Origin of the sequence: Sorangium sp. So ce185 (assembly GCF_051526825.1) — a bacterium.
In the GTDB taxonomy this organism is placed as follows: Bacteria; Myxococcota_A; Polyangia; order Polyangiales; family Polyangiaceae; genus Sorangium; species Sorangium cellulosum_D.
Genome location: NZ_CP150316.1, coordinates 7,398,903 through 7,417,348 on the forward strand (window position 1 = coordinate 7,398,903; position 18,446 = coordinate 7,417,348).

The following is an 18,446-nucleotide window of genomic DNA, read 5'->3' on the forward strand; positions in this document are numbered from 1 at the left end:
CCGCTCACGCGCGAGGGTGCGCCCGCCGGTAGGCGGCGCGCACGTGGTCGTCGGCGAGGTGCGTGTAGATCTCGGTCGTCACCACGTTCGCGTGGCCGAGGAGCGCCTGGACGCTCCGGAGATCCGCGCCCCCTTCGAGCAGGTGCGTCGCGAAGGAGTGGCGGAGCTTGTGCGGCGAGCTCGGCTTGGCGATGCCCACGGCGCGCGCGTAGCCGCCGAGGAGCTTCCACACCGCCTGCCGGGTGAGCGGCCCGCCGCGCGGCGACAGGAACAGCACCTGCGTCGCCGCGCTGCGCGGGTGCGTGGCGCGCACCTCCAGGTAGGCGTCGATGGCCGCGAGCGCCGGCTCGCCGAGCGGCACGAGGCGCCGCTTCCCGCCCTTGCCGAGCGCCGTCACGATCCCCTTGCGCCGCTCGATGTCGGACAGCTTGAGGCGCACCACCTCGCTGACGCGCAGGCCGGCCGCGTACATCACGTGGAGCATCGCGCGATCGCGCAGCCCCTTGAACGTCCCCTGCTCGGGCGCCTCGATGAGGAGCGCGATCTCGTCGAACGAGAGCACCTTGGGCAGCCGCCGCCCGACCCTGGGTCGCTCGATCAGCGCGCACGGATCCCGCTCGATCCGCCGCTCGCGGAGCAGGAAGCGGATGAACCCGCGGACCGCGGAGAGGTGGCGAGCCGCCGAGCTCGCGCTGATGCCCGCCTGGCCGAGCGCGACCAGGTAGGTGCCGATCAGCGCCTGGTCGAGCCCGTCGACGGACGTGACCCCCGCCGCCTCCGCATGGGCGACCAGCTTGGCCAGATCGTGGCCGTACGCCTCGAGCGTCAGGGGCGCCAGAGCCCGCTCGACGCGGAGGTGGTCCAGGTAGGCGTCCACCCAGGTCGCGAGATCCACGGCCAACGCTACAGCGAAAGCGGCCAAGTGCGCCAGAAAGCCGCCAGAAAGCCGGGGCGGAGCAGATGCACCCTGGACGGCAACACTTCTTCCTTCCTTCCGGCTTGGAACCTCCCCGTCTTGCCCCGTCCTACCCCGTCCTGATTCCAGCCGGACGCGGAATGCGTCACAGTGAGCCCCGTGGTGTCACCCTTCGAGGTCGTCGAGCCCCGCGGAGCGGAAAGCCCGGTCCTCGTCGAAGTACCGCACGCGGGTGTCCACATGGATCCCGAGTCGCTGTCCTGGACCGTCGCGCCTGCGCGCAGCATCGGGCGCGACGCCGATCTGTACGTCGACGCGCTGTTCCAGGACGCCCCGGCCGAGGGGGCGACGCTCCTGTTCGCGCGGATGAGCCGGCTGGTCGTCGATCTCAACCGCAGCGAGGCCGACTGCGACGGCGAGGCGGTCGAGGGCGGCGGCCGCGCGCCGTTCCCGCGGGGGCTCATCTGGCGCGTGACCACGGACGGCGAGCCGGTCCTGGTCGCCCGGCTCCCGCGGCGCGAGGTGGAGCGCCGGCTCGACCGCTTCTACCGGCCGTACCACCGCACCCTCAGCGCGATCCTCGCCCGCAAGCGCGAGCGCTTCGGCTTCGCGATCCTGCTCTGCGCGCACTCGATGCCGAGCCAGAGCCGCCGCGGCCACGCCGAGGGCGCGGTCGGCCGGGCCGACATCGTCCCCGGCACGCGCGGGCGGACGACCGCCGCGAGCGCGGTGATCGACGCGGTCGATCAGCACGCGCGCGCCTGCCGCTTCTCGGTGCGCCACGACGACCCCTACAAGGGCGGGTTCAGCACCTCGCACTACGGCCAACCGCACCGTGCCGTCCACGCGGTGCAGATCGAGATTGCGCGCCGGCTGTACATGGACGAGCAATCCCTCGCCATGGATGGGCAAGGATTCACTGCCGTGCGAGACTTCGGGCGCACCCTGGTCGCGCGGCTCACCTCGGCGGAGCTGCTCGGGCAGCTCCGCCAGAACCCCTTCGACGCCCGTGAGATCTGATCCAGCTCCATCAATGGAAAAGCCTTACGGAGAGGCGAACCGCGACCGCCCGCCAGCGAGCCGTCGCGCGATCGCCGAACGGGACAAGGCAGCACCAGCCCAGCCGGAGGGCGCCGCGGCCGGCGACAGCCCGGCCGAGCGGCCCTCCGCGGCGCCGCTCGGCGCCGCTCAGGTCGAGCGGCCCTCCGAGGCGTCGATCGGCGTCGCGCAGGTCGAGCGGCTCTCGGGGTCGAGCCCGGCCATCACGATCGAGGAGCCGCCCCCGAGCGCCCGCGAGCATGTCACCAAGCCGCTGCTCGCGTCCGAGGCGCTCATGGAGGACCTGGCGCCGATGCGTCCGGCGCAGGACGCGGCCCGGGTCTGGTGCGCCGTGGTGGGCGTGGGCTTCCTCCTGTTCGGCGGCCTGTCGGTCGCGGGGCTCCGCCCGGACGGCGTCGTCGCGGGGCCGCCTGCGTTCGTGCTGGGCATCGTCACGCTGTTCACCGCGCTCACGTCGGTGAGCTACCGGCAGCGCGCCCTCGCGATGGTGGTGCTGGGGACGATCGCGACCGTCATCGGCCTTCAAAGCTCTGGCCCTGCGGTCGGCTGGGGCGCCGCCCGGGCCGTGGCGGCGATAGCGCTCCCGGCGGCGCTCGTCTTCCGGTCTCGCTACCGGGCGTACGCCGGCGCGCGCTGGCTGCTCGTCGCCGCGTTCCTCGTCGCGCTCCCCGCGTTCGGGCACGCCGCCGCGCAGCTCACCTTGCTCGATCCTCACCTGGCCCAGCTCGGCGCTCTGATGGTGATCCTGGCGGTGCTGTCCAGCCTCACCGGCTTCATGGGGGCGGAGACGACGGGCGCCGGCTCGTCGCTCGCGGTCGCGGTGGTGCTCGCCTTCACGGCCGACCTGGTCGTCGGCAGGCTCGCCCAGCTCAGCGCCTTCACGCCGCGCGACCTCGTCGGCGTGCTCTCCGCGGGCCTGGCGTTCGCCGCGACGTCCGCGATCACGAGCCTCGGCCTCTTCCAGATCCTGGCCTGGCGCCTCGCCGCCGACGCCCGGCGCATCGACCTGCACCGCCCCGAGAACGACAAGGACGGCCCGGATCGCCGGCCTCCCTCGGGCGGCGAGTGGCTCACCTAGGCCTGCCGCCAGCGATCTCTCGACCCCTCCGCGGGCGATCTCCGGTGCGCTGCGGCGAGATACCCGCCGGTGGACGCTTGACATGTCCCCCGGCTTCCTTCACTTTGCCGCGCTCCCGAGCCCCCCTGCTCCCCCGCGCAGGTCGTGCGCTCGGCCAGCTTGATCGAACTAGGGTCGGGGCACCGAGGTCGGTCCCCTTCCAACCGAGGACGTCATGGCGAAGAGCGACATCACTGGGAAGCGGAAGCTTCTGGCGCAGAATGTCTCCCACTCCAACATCAAGACGAAGCGCTGGCAGCTCGTGAACATCCAGACCCGGCGCATCTGGGTCCCCGAGCTCAACCGCTTCGTGAAGCTCAACCTCACGACGCGCGACATCCGCACGATCGACAAGATCGGCGTCGTCGCCTACGCGAAGCGCCACGGCGTCACGCTCTAGCTCACGCGGAGCCCGGTCGCGTCTGGGCAGCACGCCGACGACAGCGACCTGAGCCGGAAACCGCCGGGACGCCAAGCACGCCAGGAGAGCCGAGCGTTCTCCTCTTGGCGTCCTTGGCGCTCTGGCGGTTTTTCCTTTGTCCTCGCCGACGCCGCACGGCCCCGCGTCGACACGCTCGGCTCCGTCGGCCCACCGGGCGCTAGCCCTGGACGAGCCGCGCCCCCCGGCGACGACGCCGCGTCAGCGTTCTGCCGGCGACGACGGCGCCTCCGCCTTCTGCCGGCGACGACGCCGCCTCAGCCCTCTGCCGGCGGCGTCCCTGCTCCTGCCGAGAATCCGGGCGCGAGGTGGACAGCGCGCGCGTCGCGGTCGTCGCGCAGGACGGCGAGGGCGCCGTCGGCGCTCAGCTGCGTGCGGACGTCGTGGAGGGCCGCCTCGAGCGCGGTGCCACGGAGGAGCGCGCCGAGGGCGCTCACCTCGAGCTTGGGCCTGCCGGTCAGCGCGACCGCGGCCGCGAAGGCGCTGCGCTGGAGGATCGCGATCGGCGCCGCCGCCGGCAGGGGCGTGCCGGGCGCGAGGCGCGTGATCCCGCGGCGCACCGGGACGGCGTCGCGGCCGAGCACGATGTCGAGCTCGGGCACGGCGATCCCGTCGTCGGTGCGCGCGTAGGCCAGCGCTGCGACCGTGCCCCAGCCGTCGCAGGCGACGATGGCGTCGGCGGGCCGCGCCTCCTCCCCGACCGGCCACGGCGCCTGGAGCGCCGTCGCGCCCTCCGCGATCGTGGTCGACGCGGCCTCCACCTCGGCCGGGACCGCCTCGGCGAGGTCCTCGGCGGTCAGCGTCCCGCCGGCGACCGGCCCGCCCACGGCGAGCAGCGCCCGCTCCACGTCGCGCGCACGCAGCGCCAGCGCGCCCAGCGAGCCGACCTCGCGGAGCAGCGCGGCGCGCCCGCTCGCGCCCGCGCGCTCGGCCGCGGCGACGCCCGTGCGGACCAGCTCGCGGAGCCGCGCGCGGCCGAGGTAGCCGTGCAGCAGCACCAGCATCCCGAGCGAGCGCGGAACCGCGACGCGCGCGGCCTCCGGCACGCTCTGCCCGTCGACGAACCCGCGCGGCCGCGGCGCGCCGCGCCCGGGCTGGATCGCCCGGCCATCGAAGGCCCGCGCGCCCACGCCGACGCCGGCCGCGAGCGCCACGGCGGGCGCGAGCAGCACGTCGGGCTGCGCGCCAGCCGCCGCGAAGAAGCCGGCGACGATCGCGTCGATCGCGCTGCCGGACGACTCGAGCGCGGCCCGCGCGGCCGAAGCCGCGGAGGCGTCGCTCGCCGTGGCCGCCGCGCCGCGGATCACTGCTCCTCGTCCTCGGCGACGAGGGTGTTCGGCATAGGCATGGTAGGCCTTACCACGGCCGAAGCCGTCGAGCGATCGGGCTTGCGCGCGAGCGACGCCGCGAGCTGGGACTTGATCTGGGACGCGCGGTCCCCCTCGACGACCAGGAACACCTCACGCCGCCCGCGCAGGCGATCGGCGACGCGCTCGAGCGCGGCCGCCCCGATCGACGAGGACTTTCCGAGCGCGCGCAGCCGTGTGTAGACGATGGGCCCGGGCGGCGCGGCGTCGCGGGCGACGTCGAGCACCGGGATCACCTTCGCGGCGCGCGCGGTCGCGACGATGTCGTCGCGCTCCCAGATCCCCGCGGGCTCCCAGCAGCGCACGACCCCTTCGGCGGGCAGGCGCTCGAAGAGCGCCGCGAGCTTCTTGCGGTTGCTCGCCGTCGGGCGGAGCGACGCCGGCGTCTGGAGCACGACGCAGCGGGCCTCCAGCACGGCCGCCACCTCGAGCGAGGTCGACAGCGCTTCGTCGAGCTCTTTCCCGGCCGCGAGCTCGCCGACCACGCGCGGCAGCACGACGCTGAAGACGAAGCCCGGCGGCACCGCCTTGCGCCATTTGCGCAGCGTGGTCGCGCGGGGCAACGACGTATCGACCGGACGGAGCTCGACCAGATCGAAGCGATCTTTGTACTTCTGGATATCCCCCTTGAGCGAGGGCAGTCCGACGAGGAGGCGGGCCATCAGCGCGCACTCTTAACCCAGCTTGCGCGCCGATGCAGCGCATGGCCGACCGCGGCGCGATTTCTCATTTAAGGCTCAAAATCCTTGATTTATTCGAAGTGGAACCACTGCGTCGGGTTCTCCCGCAGGAAGCGCTCCATCTCCGCCGTGATCTGCCGCGCCGCGACGTCGAGCTCGGACGGTCCTGGCCGCCTGGGCAGCGAGACGGGGGGCGCGATGCAGATCTCGTACTCCATGAAGCCGGTCCGCCGGGTGAACACCGGCACGATCGGCGCGCCGCTCGCCGCGGCGAGCTGGAGCGGCCCCTCCGGGACGCGCCAGGGCATCCCGAAGAGCTCGACGTCGCGCCCGCGCATCCCGGACGGGAGCCGATCGATCTGGATGGCCACGACGCCCTGCCGCCGCAGGTGCGCGAGCAGCGGGAGCACCGCGAGCGGATCGTCGTCGACGTGCTGCATCCGCACGCCGACCCGATCGCGCGTGCCGTCCTGGATGGCCTGCGCCCGGCTGTCGCGCTCGCGTTGCATCACGACGAGCACGTCGGCCGCGTGCACGGAGCGGAGGAGCGGCGCGGCGGCTTGCCACCCGCCGGTGTGCGCCGTGACGACGATCACGCCGAGGCCGCGCCGGTACGCGTTCGTGAAGTGCTCGTCGTTCACGCACAGGCCGGTGAGCCGGTCGGGCCGGTTGCTGCCCGCGATGAACGCGTCGGTGAGGCAGCTGGCGAAGTTGATGAACACCCGCGCGACGTCCCGGTACTCGTCGAGCGCCCCGCGCTCGCCGAGCGCCAGCCGCAGGTTCCTGCGCACGGCCCTCCGCTGCTCCGGCAGCACGGCCCCGAAGACGAGCCCGAACAGCGCAGGGCTGTGGCGGACGAGGAGGTCTGGGCCGTAGGTCACCCCGGCGTCCACCGCACGCCGCCAGAGCACGGAATCGTGCTGGCGCAGATCGTCGAGGAGCGCTCGGAGCCTGGGAGGGAGATCCACGTTCGTGCTCGTGCGCGCGGCGTCTTGCCGGCGGACACCGTAGCGGATCCTCGGCCGCCCGCGAAGAGCGCCCGAGCACCGCCGCGCCCAAACGCCGCGCGCCGCGATCGAAGCCGAGCCCGGCGCCCGCTGCGCTTCAACCGGCGCCGGGCTCGTCGAGCGAACCGGCAGGCTCCGGCGCGGCCGGGCTCGCCGGCTCGCCGCGGCCCGCGCGGCGCATGCCCCACGCGGCGACGGCGCGCACCTCGGGGTCGTCGTGGGCGAGCGCCGCGGCGAGCGCGCGCGTCGCGCGCTCCGCGACCTCGCCTTCCGCGCCCTGCGCGAGCCGGTTCGCGGCGACGATGGCCGCGTTCCTGGCGAGCCCGCCGCGCCGCGCGCGCTTCACCGGCGTCCCGACGGTCAGCGCCTCGAACCCTCGCTCGTCCAGCGACGCGAGGTCGTCGACGTCCCGCCCCTCCCATCGCGACAGCGGATGGAACGGCGCGGTGCGCTCGAGGGGCGGCGGCGCGGTCCTGTTGAACGGGCAGACCTCCTGGCAAACGTCGCAGCCGAAGACGTGCTCGCCCATGCCCGGCCGCAGCTCCTCGGCGGGCGCGCTCCGCTGCTCGATGGTCAGATACGCGACGCAGCGCCGCGGATCGAGCACGAAGGGCGCGTCGAAGGCCTGCGTCGGGCACGCGTCGAGGCAGCGCGTGCACGAGCCGCAGCGCTCCGCGATGGGCACGTCGGGGACGAGCGGCAGCGTGGTCACCACCTCGCCGAGCAGCTGGTAGCTCCCCTGCCCCGGCGTGATGAGCAGCCCGTTCTTGCCGACGAAGCCGATGCCGGCGCGCGCGGCCCAGACGCGCTCCATCACCGGCTCGACGTCGCAGAGCGGCCGCGCGAGGACGGACGGCGCGAGCGATCGGATGAACGCCGCGAGCCGCCGCAGCCGGCGCTTCAGGTGGTTGTGGTAGTCCTGCCCGCGCGCGTACCGCGCGACCGCCTGCGCGAGCGGAGGGTCGCGCCCCTCGCTGTCCTTGGGCCGGGCGTACCTGCGGCCGACGCACACGACCGAGCGCGCCCCCTCGAGGATCGCGTCGGTGTCCAGCCGGCGCCGCTGCTCCGCGTACTCCGCGAGGTAGCGCATCTCGCCGTGCATGCCGCGCTCGATGAAATTGAGGTACCGCGCGTGCTCCACCCCGAGCGGCTCGTCCGCGCGCGCGACGCCGACGACGTCGAACCCGAGCGCGAACGCCTGCTCGCGCACCAGCCGATCGTGCGTCCGTCGTTCCGAGCTCGCCTCTCCCTCGGGGCGATGGGCCTCGCGCTCGCTCATGGCCGTAGCATGGACCGCGGCGCCGGCGGCGGCGCTGGCATCGCGCTCGCCGCGCGCGCGCCGCGAGCGCTCACCCGGCGTGCCGGTCGCCGAGCAGCCGGTCGAGCGTGATCGCGCACGCCGCGCGCACGCTCAGGTGGTTGTAGCCGGTGCTCGCGGCCGCCCGGATGGGCTCGATCCGGACGTCGGCGTCGGCGATGATCTCGGGCGTGAGGCCCCAGCCCGTACCGAACAGGATCAGCACGGGGCGGCTCGCCTGCGCGAGGCGCGCGCGGGTCTCCGCGTAGCTCGTCACCGGGAGCCCTCGCGACGCCGCCGCGGTCGTCCAGACCTCGACGCCCGCGCGCCCTTCGCCGCTCAGCGCGCCGTACACGTCCTCCAGGCTGGGGACCACGGCCAGCACGTCGAGGGCGACGGCGCGATCCGGGATCCGACGCTTGCCGGACCCGAGCACCCAGTGCTCCCGGATCCGCTCCGCCAGCGCGCGCTGGGCGGCGACCGGGTGCACGACGAACAGCCGCTCGGCCCCGTACGTGCGCGCGCTCCGCGCCATGTCGTGCAGGTCGAGGTTCGTGATCGCGGTGGTCACCGCCTCGCCGGCGCGGTCGAGCACCGGGTAGTGGACGAGCGCGAGCGACAGCCTCATCGCCGCGCCTCGCCGCAATCGTTCGGTGGAGGGCTCGGCAAAGGGCTCGGCGGAGGCTCTCCTCCGCGCGCCTTGCGCCACAGGTCGGGCCGGCGCTCGGCGGTGCGCTGCTCTGCCTGCACGCGCCGCCAGCGCGCGATGGCCGCGTGGTTGCCCTGCTGCAGCACCTCGGGGACCTTGTGCCCGCGGAACTCCACCGGGCGCGTGTACTGCGGGTACTCCAGCAGCCCGGACATCGCGGGGCTGTGCGACTCGTGCTCCGCCGACACGGCGTTGCCGAGCACCCCGGGGAGCAAGCGCACGCACGCGTCGATCACCGCCATCGCCGCCACCTCGCCGCCCGTCATCACGAAGTCGCCGAGCGAGATCTCCTCGTCGACGAACGCGCGCACCCGCTCGTCGAACCCCTCGTACCGGCCGCACACGAGCGCGACGGCCGGGCGCGCCGCGAGCTCGATCGCCTTCTCCTGGCGGAACGGCTGCCCCTGCGGCGTGAGCAGCACGCGGTGCGCCCGCGGCGCGGGGGCTGGGGGCGCGCCCTCCGCGCCGGGAGGGGCGCCCTCCGCGGCGGCCTCGTCGAGCGCCTCCAGGCAGCGGACGATGCAGTCGACGCGCATCACCATGCCGGAGCCGCCGCCGTAGGGCGTGTCGTCCACGCTCCGGTGCCGGCCGAGGCCGAACTCGCGCGGGCTGCGCGTCCGGACGGCGAGCGCGCCCGAGGCGAGCCCGCGCCCGACCATGCCGATCGCCAGAAATCCCTCGAAGAGCTCGGGAAACAGGGTCACTACATCGATGCGCATCGAACCTGCCGCGGCGGGCCGCCTCGAGCCGGACGGCGGCTCAGACGAGGCCTTCCAGCGTCACCAGCTGAACGATCTGCCGCTCCGCGTCCACGCTGCCGACGAAGCTCTCGGTCAGCGGGATCTCGAGCGGATCTGCGCCGCTCCTCACCACGACGAGCACGTCGCAGGTCGGATACGACTGGAGCGACCTCACGTGCCCGATCAGGTCGCCCTCGGGGGTCAGCACGCGCGCCCCCTCGATGTCGCACGCGTAGAACTCGCCCTCGGCGAGCGGCGCGAACGCATCCCGGGGCACGCACACCGCGGCGCCGCGCAGCGCCTCGGCCGCGTCTCGATCGTCGGTCCCGGCGATCCGCACGAGCAGCGCCTTGTCGTTCGGGCGCGCGGCGACGATCTTCGCGTCCCGCTCGGAGCCGTCCGGGAGGCGCAGCCGGATCGGAGGCCGCGAGAGGAGCAGGTCGGAGCCCTCGTTGTAGACACGGAGCCGCAGCTCCCCCTGGACGCCGTGCGGCCGGGAGACCTCCGCGACGGGAACGTAACGTCGCTCCACGTTGGGTTCGTCTCAGTCGAGGATGTCGAGGTGCGCGCGCCGCCCCGACTTGCTCGCGGCGGCGCTCAGCAACGTCCGGATCGACTGCGCGGTGCGCCCGTCCTTGCCGATCACCTTGCCGATGTCCTCGCGCGCGACCGTCAGCTCGATCCGGGGGAAGCGGTCGCCCGCGACCTCGCGCACGACGACCCGGTCCGGCTGATCGACCAGCGCGCGGGCGACGAGCGCCACGAGATCGACCAGCGGAGACGTCGAGGAGGCCATGCTACTTGGCGGCGTCCGCCGGGGCGGCTGCCTGGGCGAGCCCAGGGTGCTTCAGGAGCAGCGCCACCGTGTGCGTCGGCTGGGCGCCGTTCGAGATCCAGTGCCTCACGCGGGGCACGTCGAGGCGGATCTCGGTCCTGCGCGGGTCGTACGTGCCCAGCCGCTCGATGAACCTGCCGCCGCGCGGGCTGCGCTGATCGGCGACGACGATGCGGTAGAAGGGCGTCTTCTTGGTGCCCGCGCGGGCGAGGCGAATATGAACGGCCATCTGTAGAACCTCGATCGAATGGAAGAGCCCGTGCTCACGTTGCGCACGGCCTGCTCTGAGGCGCCGGAGCGTAGCTCGTTCAGTGCCCGGCGCCAGAAGTGGGGGCGCAACCTAGGCGAAGATCCTGCCTCGGGTCAACCCCGCACACGCGTGGCAAGCCCCACATCGGTCAACTTTTCAGACCCGCACCACCCCGTCCCTGTGCCGCGTGCCGCGCACGCGTGCCGCGCACGCGGATGCCCCGCACGCGGCACGGGCCTGCGGTCATCCCGTCCTCGCCGGACGAGCTCGGGTAAGACGAGAAACCGAGCGTCACGCGCGCGCATCGGAGGATGCGTGGACGCCGGTGTTTCGGGATTTGCGGGGAAAGCGGAGCGGGCTCGGGGGGACGTTCCGCGGGCTCGGCCGTTGGAACGGCGTCTCCACGGAGATCGCGGAGGGGCGTGCCGTACGTGGCGTCAGCCCAGGTCGAGGATGATGACGCCCCGGTTGGGATCGTCCTCTTCCGTGTCGGGAAGACGACGAGGTGCAGGGTAGCGTTCGATCGGCAGCTCGAGGCGCGGTCGAATTTCTTCTCTTCGCGACCGATCCTTCTCTTCTTCGCGCTGCCGTATTTGCTCGATGATGAACGGAGGAAGCATCGACTAACCCCTCCACCTCGTAGAGTGCTCGGCCGATTTGGTGGAACGAGGTCTGGGAGAAAGCACCCCGCTCTTAGAAGCGAATCTAGCAATGTGGGATGGCGGGTCAAGGTTATCGCTCGGGCCGACAGTGGTATGTTCGCGGCGCTCATGACGCGGCACGGCGCGTGGCTTGCGCACGCATCCTTCGAATTTCACAGGGATCGTCGGCGTCTGCCGGTGCGCCGGCGGGCGACATCCTGCTCCCTCCAGGCCGCGCTCGCGGCGCTCGTCGCCCTGATCGCGCTGCTCGCGTCCGCTCGAACAGCGAGCGCGGCCTTCGACGTGAACGACACGAGCTGGGAGGGGTGCTCGGAGTTCCTCGAGATCGCGCGCGCGGAGCTCGGCGTCGCCAGGGTCCACCCCGTCGCTGTGCTCGACTGGAGCCAGATCGGCCCGGAGGACGGCATCCTCGTGCTCCACCCGATGCAGTCGCTCGACGCGGACGAGACGACCTCGTTCATGAAGGCCGGCGGGCGGCTCGCGATCGTCGACGACTTCGGCCGCGGCGACGACACGCTCCGGCGGTTCCAGATCGAGCGCATCCCGACGCCGACCCGGCCGCTCGCCGCGCTCCGGAACCGCGCCGCCCTCGCCATCGCGGAGCCCGTCGCCGACACCGTCGGCGGCCACTCGGTCGGCCGGCACCCGGTCGTCAGCCACGTCGATCGGCTCGTCACGAACCACGCGACCGGCCTCCGGCACCCGAACCTCTCGCCCGTGCTGCGGATCCGCGCGCTCAGCGAGCCGGACGTGATCGTCGCCGTCGCCGGGCAGGTCGGCAAGGGCCGGCTCTTCGCGATGGGCGACCCGTCCGCGCTGATGAACATGATGCTCCGGTACCCGGGCAACCGCGCCTTCGCCTCGGGCCTGACCCGCTACCTGGTCGACGAGGATGGAGCTCAGCCGCACAAGGGTCGGCTCTACATCGTCGCGAACCGGTTCGACGAGGAGAGCTCGTTCGGCGGCGAGACGTCGCTCCGCAAGGACTTCGACGCGCAGCTCAAGGCGCTCGCGTCCGCCGTCGAGGACGCCCGCCGCGACGGGCTCCCCAGCGGCGCCCTCCTCGCCCTCGCCGCGCTCGCCGGCCTCGCCCTCGCGATCTGGACCGCGCGCGCCTCGGCGCGGCCCTACCGGGGTCCGCTCCCCCGGTACGCCCGCCCCACGCCGCTCGTCGCGCAGGGAGGCGCCGCCGGGCGCTTCGCCGTCCTCGCCGCCCCCTCGTCCCCGCGCGGGCTCGCGTTCCTCGAGCTGAAGAGCGCCCTGTTCGAGGCCCTGTCCGTGCGGTTCGGCCTCGAGACGAACCCGCCGCAGGAGGCGGTCGCGCGGCTCGTGGCCCGAGAGGGAGCTCTTGACGAGCGGACCCTCTCGGCATTCAAGGAGGTACTGGGCACCATGTACCGAGTCGAAGCGTCCGTCGTCGCCGGGAAGCCGGCGAACGTGTCCCGGCCCGCGCTCCTGCACGCCGCCGACGTCGTGCGGAGCGTCCTCGCCGCCTGCGGCGCCGACGGCCGAAAGCCGCCGCGGGGACCTCACCCTCACCCCGGCGCGCCCTCCGCCCCTTTGACCGCGTCCCCCGAGGCGCGGCCCTCACCCGCGGCAGCGAAGCCCGCAACACCACCCTCTGACAAAGGCGCTCGATGAACCAGGTTCAGGCCGTCGCCGTCGACGAAATCTCCGCTGCCAGGGAGCGGATCGAGGCGGTCCGGCGGGAGATCACGCGCGTTTACATCGGATCGCCGCGCGCGATCGATCTGATGCTCACCGCCCTGCTCGCGCAGGGGCACGTGCTGCTGGAGGGCGTCCCCGGCGTCGCGAAGACCACGCTGGTCAAGGCGTTCGCGGCCGCGCTGGGCGCGTCCGTCCGGCGGATCCAGTTCACGCCCGACCTCCTGCCCGCCGACATCACCGGGACCTACGTCCTGTCGCCCAAGGAGGGGACCTTCACGCTGCGCCCCGGCCCGATCTTCGCGAACCTCGTGCTCGCCGACGAGATCAACCGCGCCCCGGCGAAGACCCAGTCGGCCCTCCTCGAGGCCATGCAGGAGCGGCAGGTGACGATCGAGGGCGATCGCTTCGAGCTGCCGTCGCCCTTCATGGTGCTGGCGACGCAGAACCCGATCGATCTCGAGGGGACCTACCCGCTTCCGGAGGCGCAGATCGACCGGTTCCTCATCCGCGTGAGCCTCGGCTACCCGCAGCACAAGGACGAGGTGGCGATGCTCCGCGCGCACAACGTCGAGCCGCCGCGGGCGCGGGCGACGCTCGCCGTCCAGGACCTCCTCATGCTCCAGGGCGTCGCGCGGCGGATCCACGTCGAGGAGGATCTGTACGAGTACGCGGTCAACCTCACGGGGTTCACGCGGACGCACCCCCGCGTGCTGCTCGGCGCTTCGCCGCGCGCCACGCTCGCGCTGATCCAGGCGGCCAAGGCGGCGGCGGTGATCGGCGGGCGTCCGTTCGTGACGCCGGACGACGTGCGCGGCATGGCGCCCGCGACGCTCGCGCACCGCCTGGTGCTCGTGCCGGACGCGGACGTGGATCCGAAGGCGCGCGACGCGATCATCGAAGAGGCGGTGCAGCGCGTCGGCTACCGCCGCGCGGCGCGGCCGGCGTAGCTCCCCATGCAGCTCTACCCCACGCGTACCGCCGCCCACCTGGCCATCGCCGGCGTCGCGGTCATGGGCGCAGGGCTCATCGCGCGCGAGCCCGCGATCGTCGGCTGGGGCGGGGCGATCCTCGTCGCCATCGCGCTCGCCCGCGGCGTGACGCTCGTGTCGGTGGCCCGCATCCGCGCGGCCGGGTTCGAGATGCTCTGGGGCGGCTCGCGGCGCGTCCTCCGGTCGGCGCGCGGAGGCACCGTGGAGATCGAGGCCGAGGTGCGGAACCGCGACACGCTCGCGGCCCGCTACGTCAAGCTGCGCGCGATCGCCTCGTCGCAGCTGGACGTCCGCATCGAGCCGAGCCGCGGAGAGGTCTCCGCCTCGGGGCGCCTCAAGGTGAAGGTCGTCGTGCGCACGCCGCGCGTCGGCCAGCACGGGCTCCACGGGCTCGCGCTCGAGGTGCACGGCGCTCCGGGCCTCTTCGAGGTGCCCCTGACCTTCGCGAACCCCTACGGGATCGAGGTCCTGCCGCGCCCCTTCATGCCGTACCTGACGCAGCCGCGCGGCGGGCGCAGCCACCTGCTCGCGGCCTCCGGCAAGCCCGGGCGCGTGCGCGGCGAGGGCGACGACCTCCGCGAGCTGCGAGAGCACCAGCCGGGGGATCCCTTCCGGAAGATCGCGTGGAAGGCGAGCGCGCGCCGGGGCACGCTGCTCGTGCGCGAGTTCGAGCGCGAGGAGCGGGATGTGGTCTGGATCCTCGTCGACGCGGCCGTGGAGCTCTGGGCCGGGCCGCTCGGCCGCGCGCCGCTCGACCTCATGATCGACGAGGCCTCGGCCATCGCCACGCGGCACCTCGGCCGCGGCGACCGCGTCGGGCTCATCATCCTCGCGCCCGGCCCTCGCGTGACCATCGCGCCCGACCACGGCCCCGGGCACGGCCAGAAGATCGCGCACGCGCTCACCGTCGGGTGCGGCACGTACGACGCCGATCGCAGCGAGCTCGACGAGACGGACGTCGCGGCGCGCGTCCTCGAGCACCTCAGGCCGCTCGACGCGCGAGGCCTCGACGATCTCCGCCGCGGCGATCTCGATCGGCTGGCCGCCCGCGCCGAGTCGATGCGCTCGCGCGCGCCGTTCTCGGCGCCGGCGCCGCTCGGGCGCTCGCAGCGCGAGCGCACGCTGCGCCGCTACCTCGCGAGCTACGGCATCGAGTCGCCCGCGCGGTCCGAGCCGGACCGGCGCGATCCCGCCGTGAGCGTCGCGGAGTCGCTCACGCACATCGCGCGCGCCAAGCCGCGCGCGAGCATGGTCTACGTCCTCGCGCCGCCGCCCGCCGACGCGCAGCTGGGCCGGCTCTCGGAGGCCGTGCGACGGCTCTCGCGCAGGGCGGTCCACGTGATGTGGACGCTCCCCGACCTCGAGCCGGGGCTCGCTCCTCCCTGGGAGCCTCCGCGGCCGCAGGAGAGCGAGGCGGACGACGAGCAGCGGCGCCCCACGCCGACAGACAAGGCGTTCCAGGAGCTCGCGCCGATCGCGGCCGAGGCCGTGCTCGTCCGCGCGCGGGTGGCGCAGACCCGCCGCGAGGCGGCGCTCCGAAAGGCCGGCGTGCGCGTGGTGCGGCTTCGCCCGACCACCGCAGCCGCGCCGAGCCCAACCGCGGCCGCGCCCCACGGCGGGGCGCCCCCGCCGCAGACCTGAGGACGAACGATGTCGATCGCAGAGCTGCTCCGCGCGCGCGGCCTCGCCCCGAAGAAGGGGTTCGGGCAGAACTTCCTCGTCGACGTCGAGGCGGCGCGCCGGATCGCCGAGGCCGCCACGACGCCCACGGGCGGCGCGGTGATCGAGATCGGCGCTGGGCTCGGCGCGCTCACGCGGCCGCTCCTCGATCGCGCGGCGCACGTCGTCGCGATCGAGCGCGATCGCGACCTCGTCCCGATCCTGCGCGAGCAGCTCGCCGATCCGATCGAGGGCGGCCGGCTGACGCTGCTCGAGGCCGACGCCGCGCAGGTCGACTGGGTCGCCTCGCTCTCCGGCCGTCCGCGCCCGCACGCGGTGGCCGGGAACCTCCCGTACCAGCTCACGGGCCGGCTCCTCGAGCAGGCGACCACGATCGCCGACCAGATCGATCGCGCGGTGTTCATGGTGCAGCTCGAGGTGGCGGAGCGCCTCATCGCGGCCCCCGGCAGCGGCGACTACGGCGCGCTCTCGGTCTTCGTGCAGGCCGCGTTCGACGTGCGCCGGCTCCTCGTCGCGCGGGCCGGCGCGTTCTACCCGAGGCCCGAGGTCGACTCCGCCGTCGTGGTCCTGACGCCGTGGCGCCCGAGGCGCGCCGAGGAGACCGATGCCTTCCGCGCCGCCGTGCGCGCCGCCTTCTCGGCCCGCCGCAAGACGCTCCGGAACGCCTGGAAGAACCTCTACGGCTGGTCGTCCGAGGAGCTCGCGCGCCACGCGAAGGACGCCGGCATCTCGCTCGACGCGCGCGGCGAGACGCTCAGCGTCGAGGCGTTCGCGCGGATCGCCGCCGAGCGGGGCCGCTGACCGCGTCCGCGCGCGGGCGCCGCTCGCCGGAGGGCGATCGCGCTCTATGGGGCCACGCCCCGGGAAGACAAGGCCTCGCGCCGCACGCGCCTCGCCTCGAGACATCCGTGAGAAGCGCCGCAGAAGCGCCGCGGGATTTCTGGTATGCGGCCACTAGTCGGACGCGCAGGCCCGTGCTAGTGGGCCGCGCGACTCGTCAAAGCTCGTACGAGGAGGGCTCCCGCTCCATGGTTGTTGGAAAGATCACCCAGGTCATCGGACCGGTCGTCGACGTCGATTTTCCGTCGGGCCAGCTGCCCAAGATTTTGAACGCGCTCAAGCTGAGCAACCCGAGCATCTCGGCCGAGCCCGACAACCTCGTGCTCGAGGTCGCCCAGCACCTCGGCGAGTCGACGGTGCGCACCATCGCGATGGACTCCACCGACGGCCTCGTGCGCGGCATGGAAGTCCGCGACACCGGCAAGCCCATCATGGTGCCGGTCGGCAACGAGTGCCTCGGCCGCATCCTGAACGTCGTCGGCGTGCCGATCGACGAGGCCGGCCCGGTGCACGCCAAGAAGCTGGCGCCCATCCACAGGGAGCCGCCCCCGTTCATCGAGCAGTCGACGAAGGTCGAGGTCTTCGAGACGGGCATCAAGGTCATCGACCTCATCGCCCCCTACCGCAAGGGCGGTAAGATCGGCCTGTTCGGCGGCGCCGGCGTCGGCAAGACGGTGCTCATCCTGGAGCTCATCAACAACGTCGCGAAGGCGCACGGCGGCGTGTCGGTCTTCGCCGGCGTCGGTGAGCGGACGCGCGAGGGCAACGACCTCTTCCTCGAGATGAGCGAGTCGAAGCTCGCCGACGGCAGCCCCGTCATCTCGAAGGCCGCGCTGATCTACGGCCAGATGAACGAGCCGCCGGGCGCTCGCGCCCGCGTCGCGCTCTCGGCGCTCGCCGTGGCCGAGCACTTCCGCGACGAGGAGGGCCAGGACGTGCTCCTGTTCGTCGACAACATCTTCCGGTTCACCCAGGCGGGCTCCGAGGTGAGCGCGCTCCTCGGCCGCATCCCGAGCGCCGTCGGTTACCAGCCAACCCTCTCGACCGAGATGGGCGCCTTCCAGGAGCGCATCACCTCGACCACGAAGGGCTCGGTCACCAGCGTGCAGGCGATCTACGTCCCCGCGGACGACCTGACCGATCCCGCGCCGGCCACGGCCTTCGCCCACCTCGACGCGACCACCGTGCTCTCGCGCGCGATCTCGGAGCTCGGCATCTATCCGGCCGTCGACCCGCTCGACTCCAACTCGACGATGCTCGATCCCCAGATCGTCGGCGAGAAGCACTACTCCGTCGCGCGGCGCGTGCAGCAGACGCTCCAGCGCTACAAGGATCTCCAGGACATCATCGCCATCCTCGGGATGGACGAGCTCAGCGAAGACGACAAGCTCATCGTGTCGCGCGCCCGCAAGATCCAGAAGTTCCTGTCTCAGCCGTTCTTCGTCGCGGCCCAGTTCACCGGCCTCGAGGGCAAGCTCGTCCCGCTCAAGGACACGATCGCGGGGTTCGAGGAGATCCTCGATGGCAAGCTCGACCACGTCGCCGAGCAGGACTTCTATCTGGTGGGCGGCATCGACGAGGTGAAGGCTCGGGCTTCGAGAAAGGCGGCCTGACGCGGCCATGGCCGACACCATTCTCCTCGAGATCGTGACGCCGACCGGCGTCGCCCTGCGCGAGCAGGTCACCGACGTGACCGCGCCGAGCGTCGCCGGCGAGTTCGGCGTGCTCCCGGGCCACCTGCCCCTGCTCGCCGCCCTCCGGACCGGCCTCGTGACGTACCACCAGAACGGCCAGGAGCACCGCCTGGCCGTCCATCATGGATTCGTCGAGGTCGCCAACGACACCGCGCTGCTGCTCACCGAGCGCTTCGCCATGAAGGACGACGTCGACGTCGTGCGGGTGCGCCGCCGGCTGAAGGAGGTCGATGCAGAGCTCGACCACTGGCAAGGCGACCTGACTGATCCGCGCCGTCGTGAGCTCATCGAAGAGGAGCAGTGGCTCGCCACCGAGCTCGAGCTCATCGGCGACCCGCCCCCTCCGATGGTCCGCGAGGACACGCGATTCCTCGCCGATCACGCCGAGGCGCCGTCGGTCGAGGAGATGGTCGAGGCCTCCCAGCCCGACGAGAGCCTCACGGACCACAAGAGGCCCGGCTCTCCGTTCCCCGATCCGAAGTGACGTACCTGGCGGC

The 18,446-nt window shown here is 73.1% G+C and carries 20 protein-coding genes; 9 read left to right on the plus strand and 11 right to left on the minus strand.

From position 1 onward, the window contains the following. Nucleotides 1-4: 4 nt before the first annotated feature. Nucleotides 5-895 (minus strand): site-specific tyrosine recombinase XerD, encoded by an 891-nt coding sequence (xerD, locus tag WMF26_RS26890; protein ID WP_063823690.1) that lies wholly within the window; start codon nucleotides 893-895, stop codon nucleotides 5-7. 183 nt (nucleotides 896-1,078) lie between these two features. Here xerD and WMF26_RS26895 point away from each other — a divergent pair, with 183 nt between their 5' ends. From WMF26_RS26895 to rpmB, 3 genes are all read left to right on the plus strand, one after another. Further along, complete coding sequence (locus WMF26_RS26895) at nucleotides 1,079-1,936, plus strand: N-formylglutamate amidohydrolase (RefSeq protein ID WP_438002449.1); 858 nt, start codon at nucleotides 1,079-1,081, stop codon at nucleotides 1,934-1,936. A 13-nt stretch (nucleotides 1,937-1,949) separates the two neighbouring features. After that, complete coding sequence (locus tag WMF26_RS26900) at nucleotides 1,950-3,053, plus strand: hypothetical protein (RefSeq protein ID WP_437995008.1); 1,104 nt, start codon at nucleotides 1,950-1,952, stop codon at nucleotides 3,051-3,053. Nucleotides 3,054-3,267: 214 nt separating this feature from the next. Beyond that, nucleotides 3,268-3,492 (plus strand): 50S ribosomal protein L28, encoded by a 225-nt coding sequence (gene rpmB / locus WMF26_RS26905; RefSeq protein WP_061623235.1) that lies wholly within the window; start codon nucleotides 3,268-3,270, stop codon nucleotides 3,490-3,492. Nucleotides 3,493-3,788: 296 nt separating this feature from the next. Here the strand turns inward: rpmB and WMF26_RS26910 are convergent, their stop codons facing one another. The 10 genes from WMF26_RS26910 to WMF26_RS26955 form a co-directional block, all read right to left on the minus strand. Next, nucleotides 3,789-4,838 (minus strand): hypothetical protein, encoded by a 1,050-nt coding sequence (locus WMF26_RS26910; RefSeq protein WP_437995009.1) that lies wholly within the window; start codon nucleotides 4,836-4,838, stop codon nucleotides 3,789-3,791. Further along, complete coding sequence (locus WMF26_RS26915; RefSeq protein ID WP_437331304.1) at nucleotides 4,835-5,560, minus strand: DUF72 domain-containing protein; 726 nt, start codon at nucleotides 5,558-5,560, stop codon at nucleotides 4,835-4,837. Before WMF26_RS26915 ends, WMF26_RS26910 begins: the two co-directional genes overlap by 4 nt. A gap of 89 nt (nucleotides 5,561-5,649) precedes the next feature. After that, entirely contained in the window at nucleotides 5,650-6,546 is an 897-nt protein-coding gene (locus tag WMF26_RS26920) for a lysophospholipid acyltransferase family protein (RefSeq protein WP_061621384.1), read from the minus strand. A gap of 136 nt (nucleotides 6,547-6,682) precedes the next feature. Beyond that, on the minus strand, nucleotides 6,683-7,864 hold the full coding sequence (gene queG / locus WMF26_RS26925) for a tRNA epoxyqueuosine(34) reductase QueG (protein ID WP_437995010.1): 1,182 nt from the start codon (nucleotides 7,862-7,864) through the stop codon (nucleotides 6,683-6,685). Between the two features lie 70 nt (nucleotides 7,865-7,934). Then, the gene (locus tag WMF26_RS26930) at nucleotides 7,935-8,510 is read right to left on the minus strand and encodes an RNA methyltransferase (protein ID WP_437995011.1); all 576 of its coding nucleotides are present in this window, start codon (nucleotides 8,508-8,510) and stop codon (nucleotides 7,935-7,937) included. Next, the gene (gene trmD, locus WMF26_RS26935) at nucleotides 8,507-9,310 is read right to left on the minus strand and encodes a tRNA (guanosine(37)-N1)-methyltransferase TrmD (RefSeq protein ID WP_437995012.1); all 804 of its coding nucleotides are present in this window, start codon (nucleotides 9,308-9,310) and stop codon (nucleotides 8,507-8,509) included. The genes WMF26_RS26930 and trmD overlap by 4 nt, the downstream gene beginning before the upstream one ends. Before the next feature lie 40 nt (nucleotides 9,311-9,350). Continuing rightward, a complete protein-coding gene (gene rimM, locus WMF26_RS26940) occupies nucleotides 9,351-9,863 on the minus strand; it encodes a ribosome maturation factor RimM (RefSeq protein WP_061625140.1) in 513 nt (170 codons plus the stop codon). 12 nt (nucleotides 9,864-9,875) lie between these two features. Continuing rightward, nucleotides 9,876-10,127, minus strand: a complete 252-nt coding sequence (locus tag WMF26_RS26945; protein WP_012237070.1) for a KH domain-containing protein — start codon at nucleotides 10,125-10,127, stop codon at nucleotides 9,876-9,878. 1 nt (nucleotide 10,128) lies between these two features. Beyond that, nucleotides 10,129-10,395: a 30S ribosomal protein S16 gene (gene rpsP / locus WMF26_RS26950; protein ID WP_012237071.1), complete on the minus strand. Its 267-nt coding sequence runs from the start codon at nucleotides 10,393-10,395 to the stop codon at nucleotides 10,129-10,131. A gap of 458 nt (nucleotides 10,396-10,853) precedes the next feature. Continuing rightward, entirely contained in the window at nucleotides 10,854-11,036 is a 183-nt protein-coding gene (locus WMF26_RS26955) for a hypothetical protein (protein ID WP_080682315.1), read from the minus strand. 219 nt (nucleotides 11,037-11,255) lie between these two features. Between WMF26_RS26955 and WMF26_RS26960 the strand changes: the two genes are divergently transcribed. The 6 genes from WMF26_RS26960 (at nucleotide 11,256) to atpC (ending at nucleotide 18,433) form a co-directional block, all read left to right on the plus strand. Further along, the gene (locus WMF26_RS26960; RefSeq protein WP_437995013.1) at nucleotides 11,256-12,719 is read left to right on the plus strand and encodes a DUF4350 domain-containing protein; all 1,464 of its coding nucleotides are present in this window, start codon (nucleotides 11,256-11,258) and stop codon (nucleotides 12,717-12,719) included. After that, complete coding sequence (locus tag WMF26_RS26965) at nucleotides 12,716-13,693, plus strand: AAA family ATPase (RefSeq protein WP_129577008.1); 978 nt, start codon at nucleotides 12,716-12,718, stop codon at nucleotides 13,691-13,693. The genes WMF26_RS26960 and WMF26_RS26965 overlap by 4 nt, the downstream gene beginning before the upstream one ends. Nucleotides 13,694-13,699: 6 nt before the next feature. After that, nucleotides 13,700-15,376, plus strand: coding sequence for a DUF58 domain-containing protein (locus WMF26_RS26970; protein WP_437995014.1), 1,677 nt, complete (start codon nucleotides 13,700-13,702; stop codon nucleotides 15,374-15,376). Between the two features lie 9 nt (nucleotides 15,377-15,385). Next, nucleotides 15,386-16,216 carry a 16S rRNA (adenine(1518)-N(6)/adenine(1519)-N(6))-dimethyltransferase RsmA gene (gene rsmA / locus WMF26_RS26975; RefSeq protein ID WP_061625143.1) on the plus strand — a complete coding sequence of 277 codons (831 nt, stop codon included), beginning with the start codon at nucleotides 15,386-15,388 and terminating at the stop codon, nucleotides 16,214-16,216. 227 nt (nucleotides 16,217-16,443) lie between these two features. Further along, the gene (gene atpD / locus WMF26_RS26980) at nucleotides 16,444-17,868 is read left to right on the plus strand and encodes a F0F1 ATP synthase subunit beta (protein ID WP_437331312.1); all 1,425 of its coding nucleotides are present in this window, start codon (nucleotides 16,444-16,446) and stop codon (nucleotides 17,866-17,868) included. 7 nt (nucleotides 17,869-17,875) lie between these two features. Then, the gene (gene atpC / locus WMF26_RS26985; RefSeq protein ID WP_437331313.1) at nucleotides 17,876-18,433 is read left to right on the plus strand and encodes an ATP synthase F1 subunit epsilon; all 558 of its coding nucleotides are present in this window, start codon (nucleotides 17,876-17,878) and stop codon (nucleotides 18,431-18,433) included. Nucleotides 18,434-18,446 lie beyond the last annotated feature (13 nt).

What these genes read in the sequence shown, in the direction of transcription:
- WMF26_RS26900 (WP_437995008.1), top strand. Translation starts at nt 1,950, where the DNA reads ATGGAAAAGCCTTACGGAGAGGCGAACCGCGACCGCCCGCCAGCGAGC.
- rpmB (WP_061623235.1), top strand. Translation starts at nt 3,268, where the DNA reads ATGGCGAAGAGCGACATCACTGGGAAGCGGAAGCTTCTGGCGCAGAAT.
- WMF26_RS26915 (WP_437331304.1), bottom strand. Translation starts at nt 5,560, where the DNA reads ATGGCCCGCCTCCTCGTCGGACTGCCCTCGCTCAAGGGGGATATCCAG.
- queG (WP_437995010.1), bottom strand. Translation starts at nt 7,864, where the DNA reads ATGAGCGAGCGCGAGGCCCATCGCCCCGAGGGAGAGGCGAGCTCGGAA.
- WMF26_RS26930 (WP_437995011.1), bottom strand. Translation starts at nt 8,510, where the DNA reads ATGAGGCTGTCGCTCGCGCTCGTCCACTACCCGGTGCTCGACCGCGCC.
- trmD (WP_437995012.1), bottom strand. Translation starts at nt 9,310, where the DNA reads ATGCGCATCGATGTAGTGACCCTGTTTCCCGAGCTCTTCGAGGGATTT.
- WMF26_RS26945 (WP_012237070.1), bottom strand. Translation starts at nt 10,127, where the DNA reads ATGGCCTCCTCGACGTCTCCGCTGGTCGATCTCGTGGCGCTCGTCGCC.
- rpsP (WP_012237071.1), bottom strand. Translation starts at nt 10,395, where the DNA reads ATGGCCGTTCATATTCGCCTCGCCCGCGCGGGCACCAAGAAGACGCCC.
- WMF26_RS26955 (WP_080682315.1), bottom strand. Translation starts at nt 11,036, where the DNA reads ATGCTTCCTCCGTTCATCATCGAGCAAATACGGCAGCGCGAAGAAGAG.
- WMF26_RS26965 (WP_129577008.1), top strand. Translation starts at nt 12,716, where the DNA reads ATGAACCAGGTTCAGGCCGTCGCCGTCGACGAAATCTCCGCTGCCAGG.
- WMF26_RS26970 (WP_437995014.1), top strand. Translation starts at nt 13,700, where the DNA reads ATGCAGCTCTACCCCACGCGTACCGCCGCCCACCTGGCCATCGCCGGC.
- rsmA (WP_061625143.1), top strand. Translation starts at nt 15,386, where the DNA reads ATGTCGATCGCAGAGCTGCTCCGCGCGCGCGGCCTCGCCCCGAAGAAG.
- atpD (WP_437331312.1), top strand. Translation starts at nt 16,444, where the DNA reads ATGGTTGTTGGAAAGATCACCCAGGTCATCGGACCGGTCGTCGACGTC.
- atpC (WP_437331313.1), top strand. Translation starts at nt 17,876, where the DNA reads ATGGCCGACACCATTCTCCTCGAGATCGTGACGCCGACCGGCGTCGCC.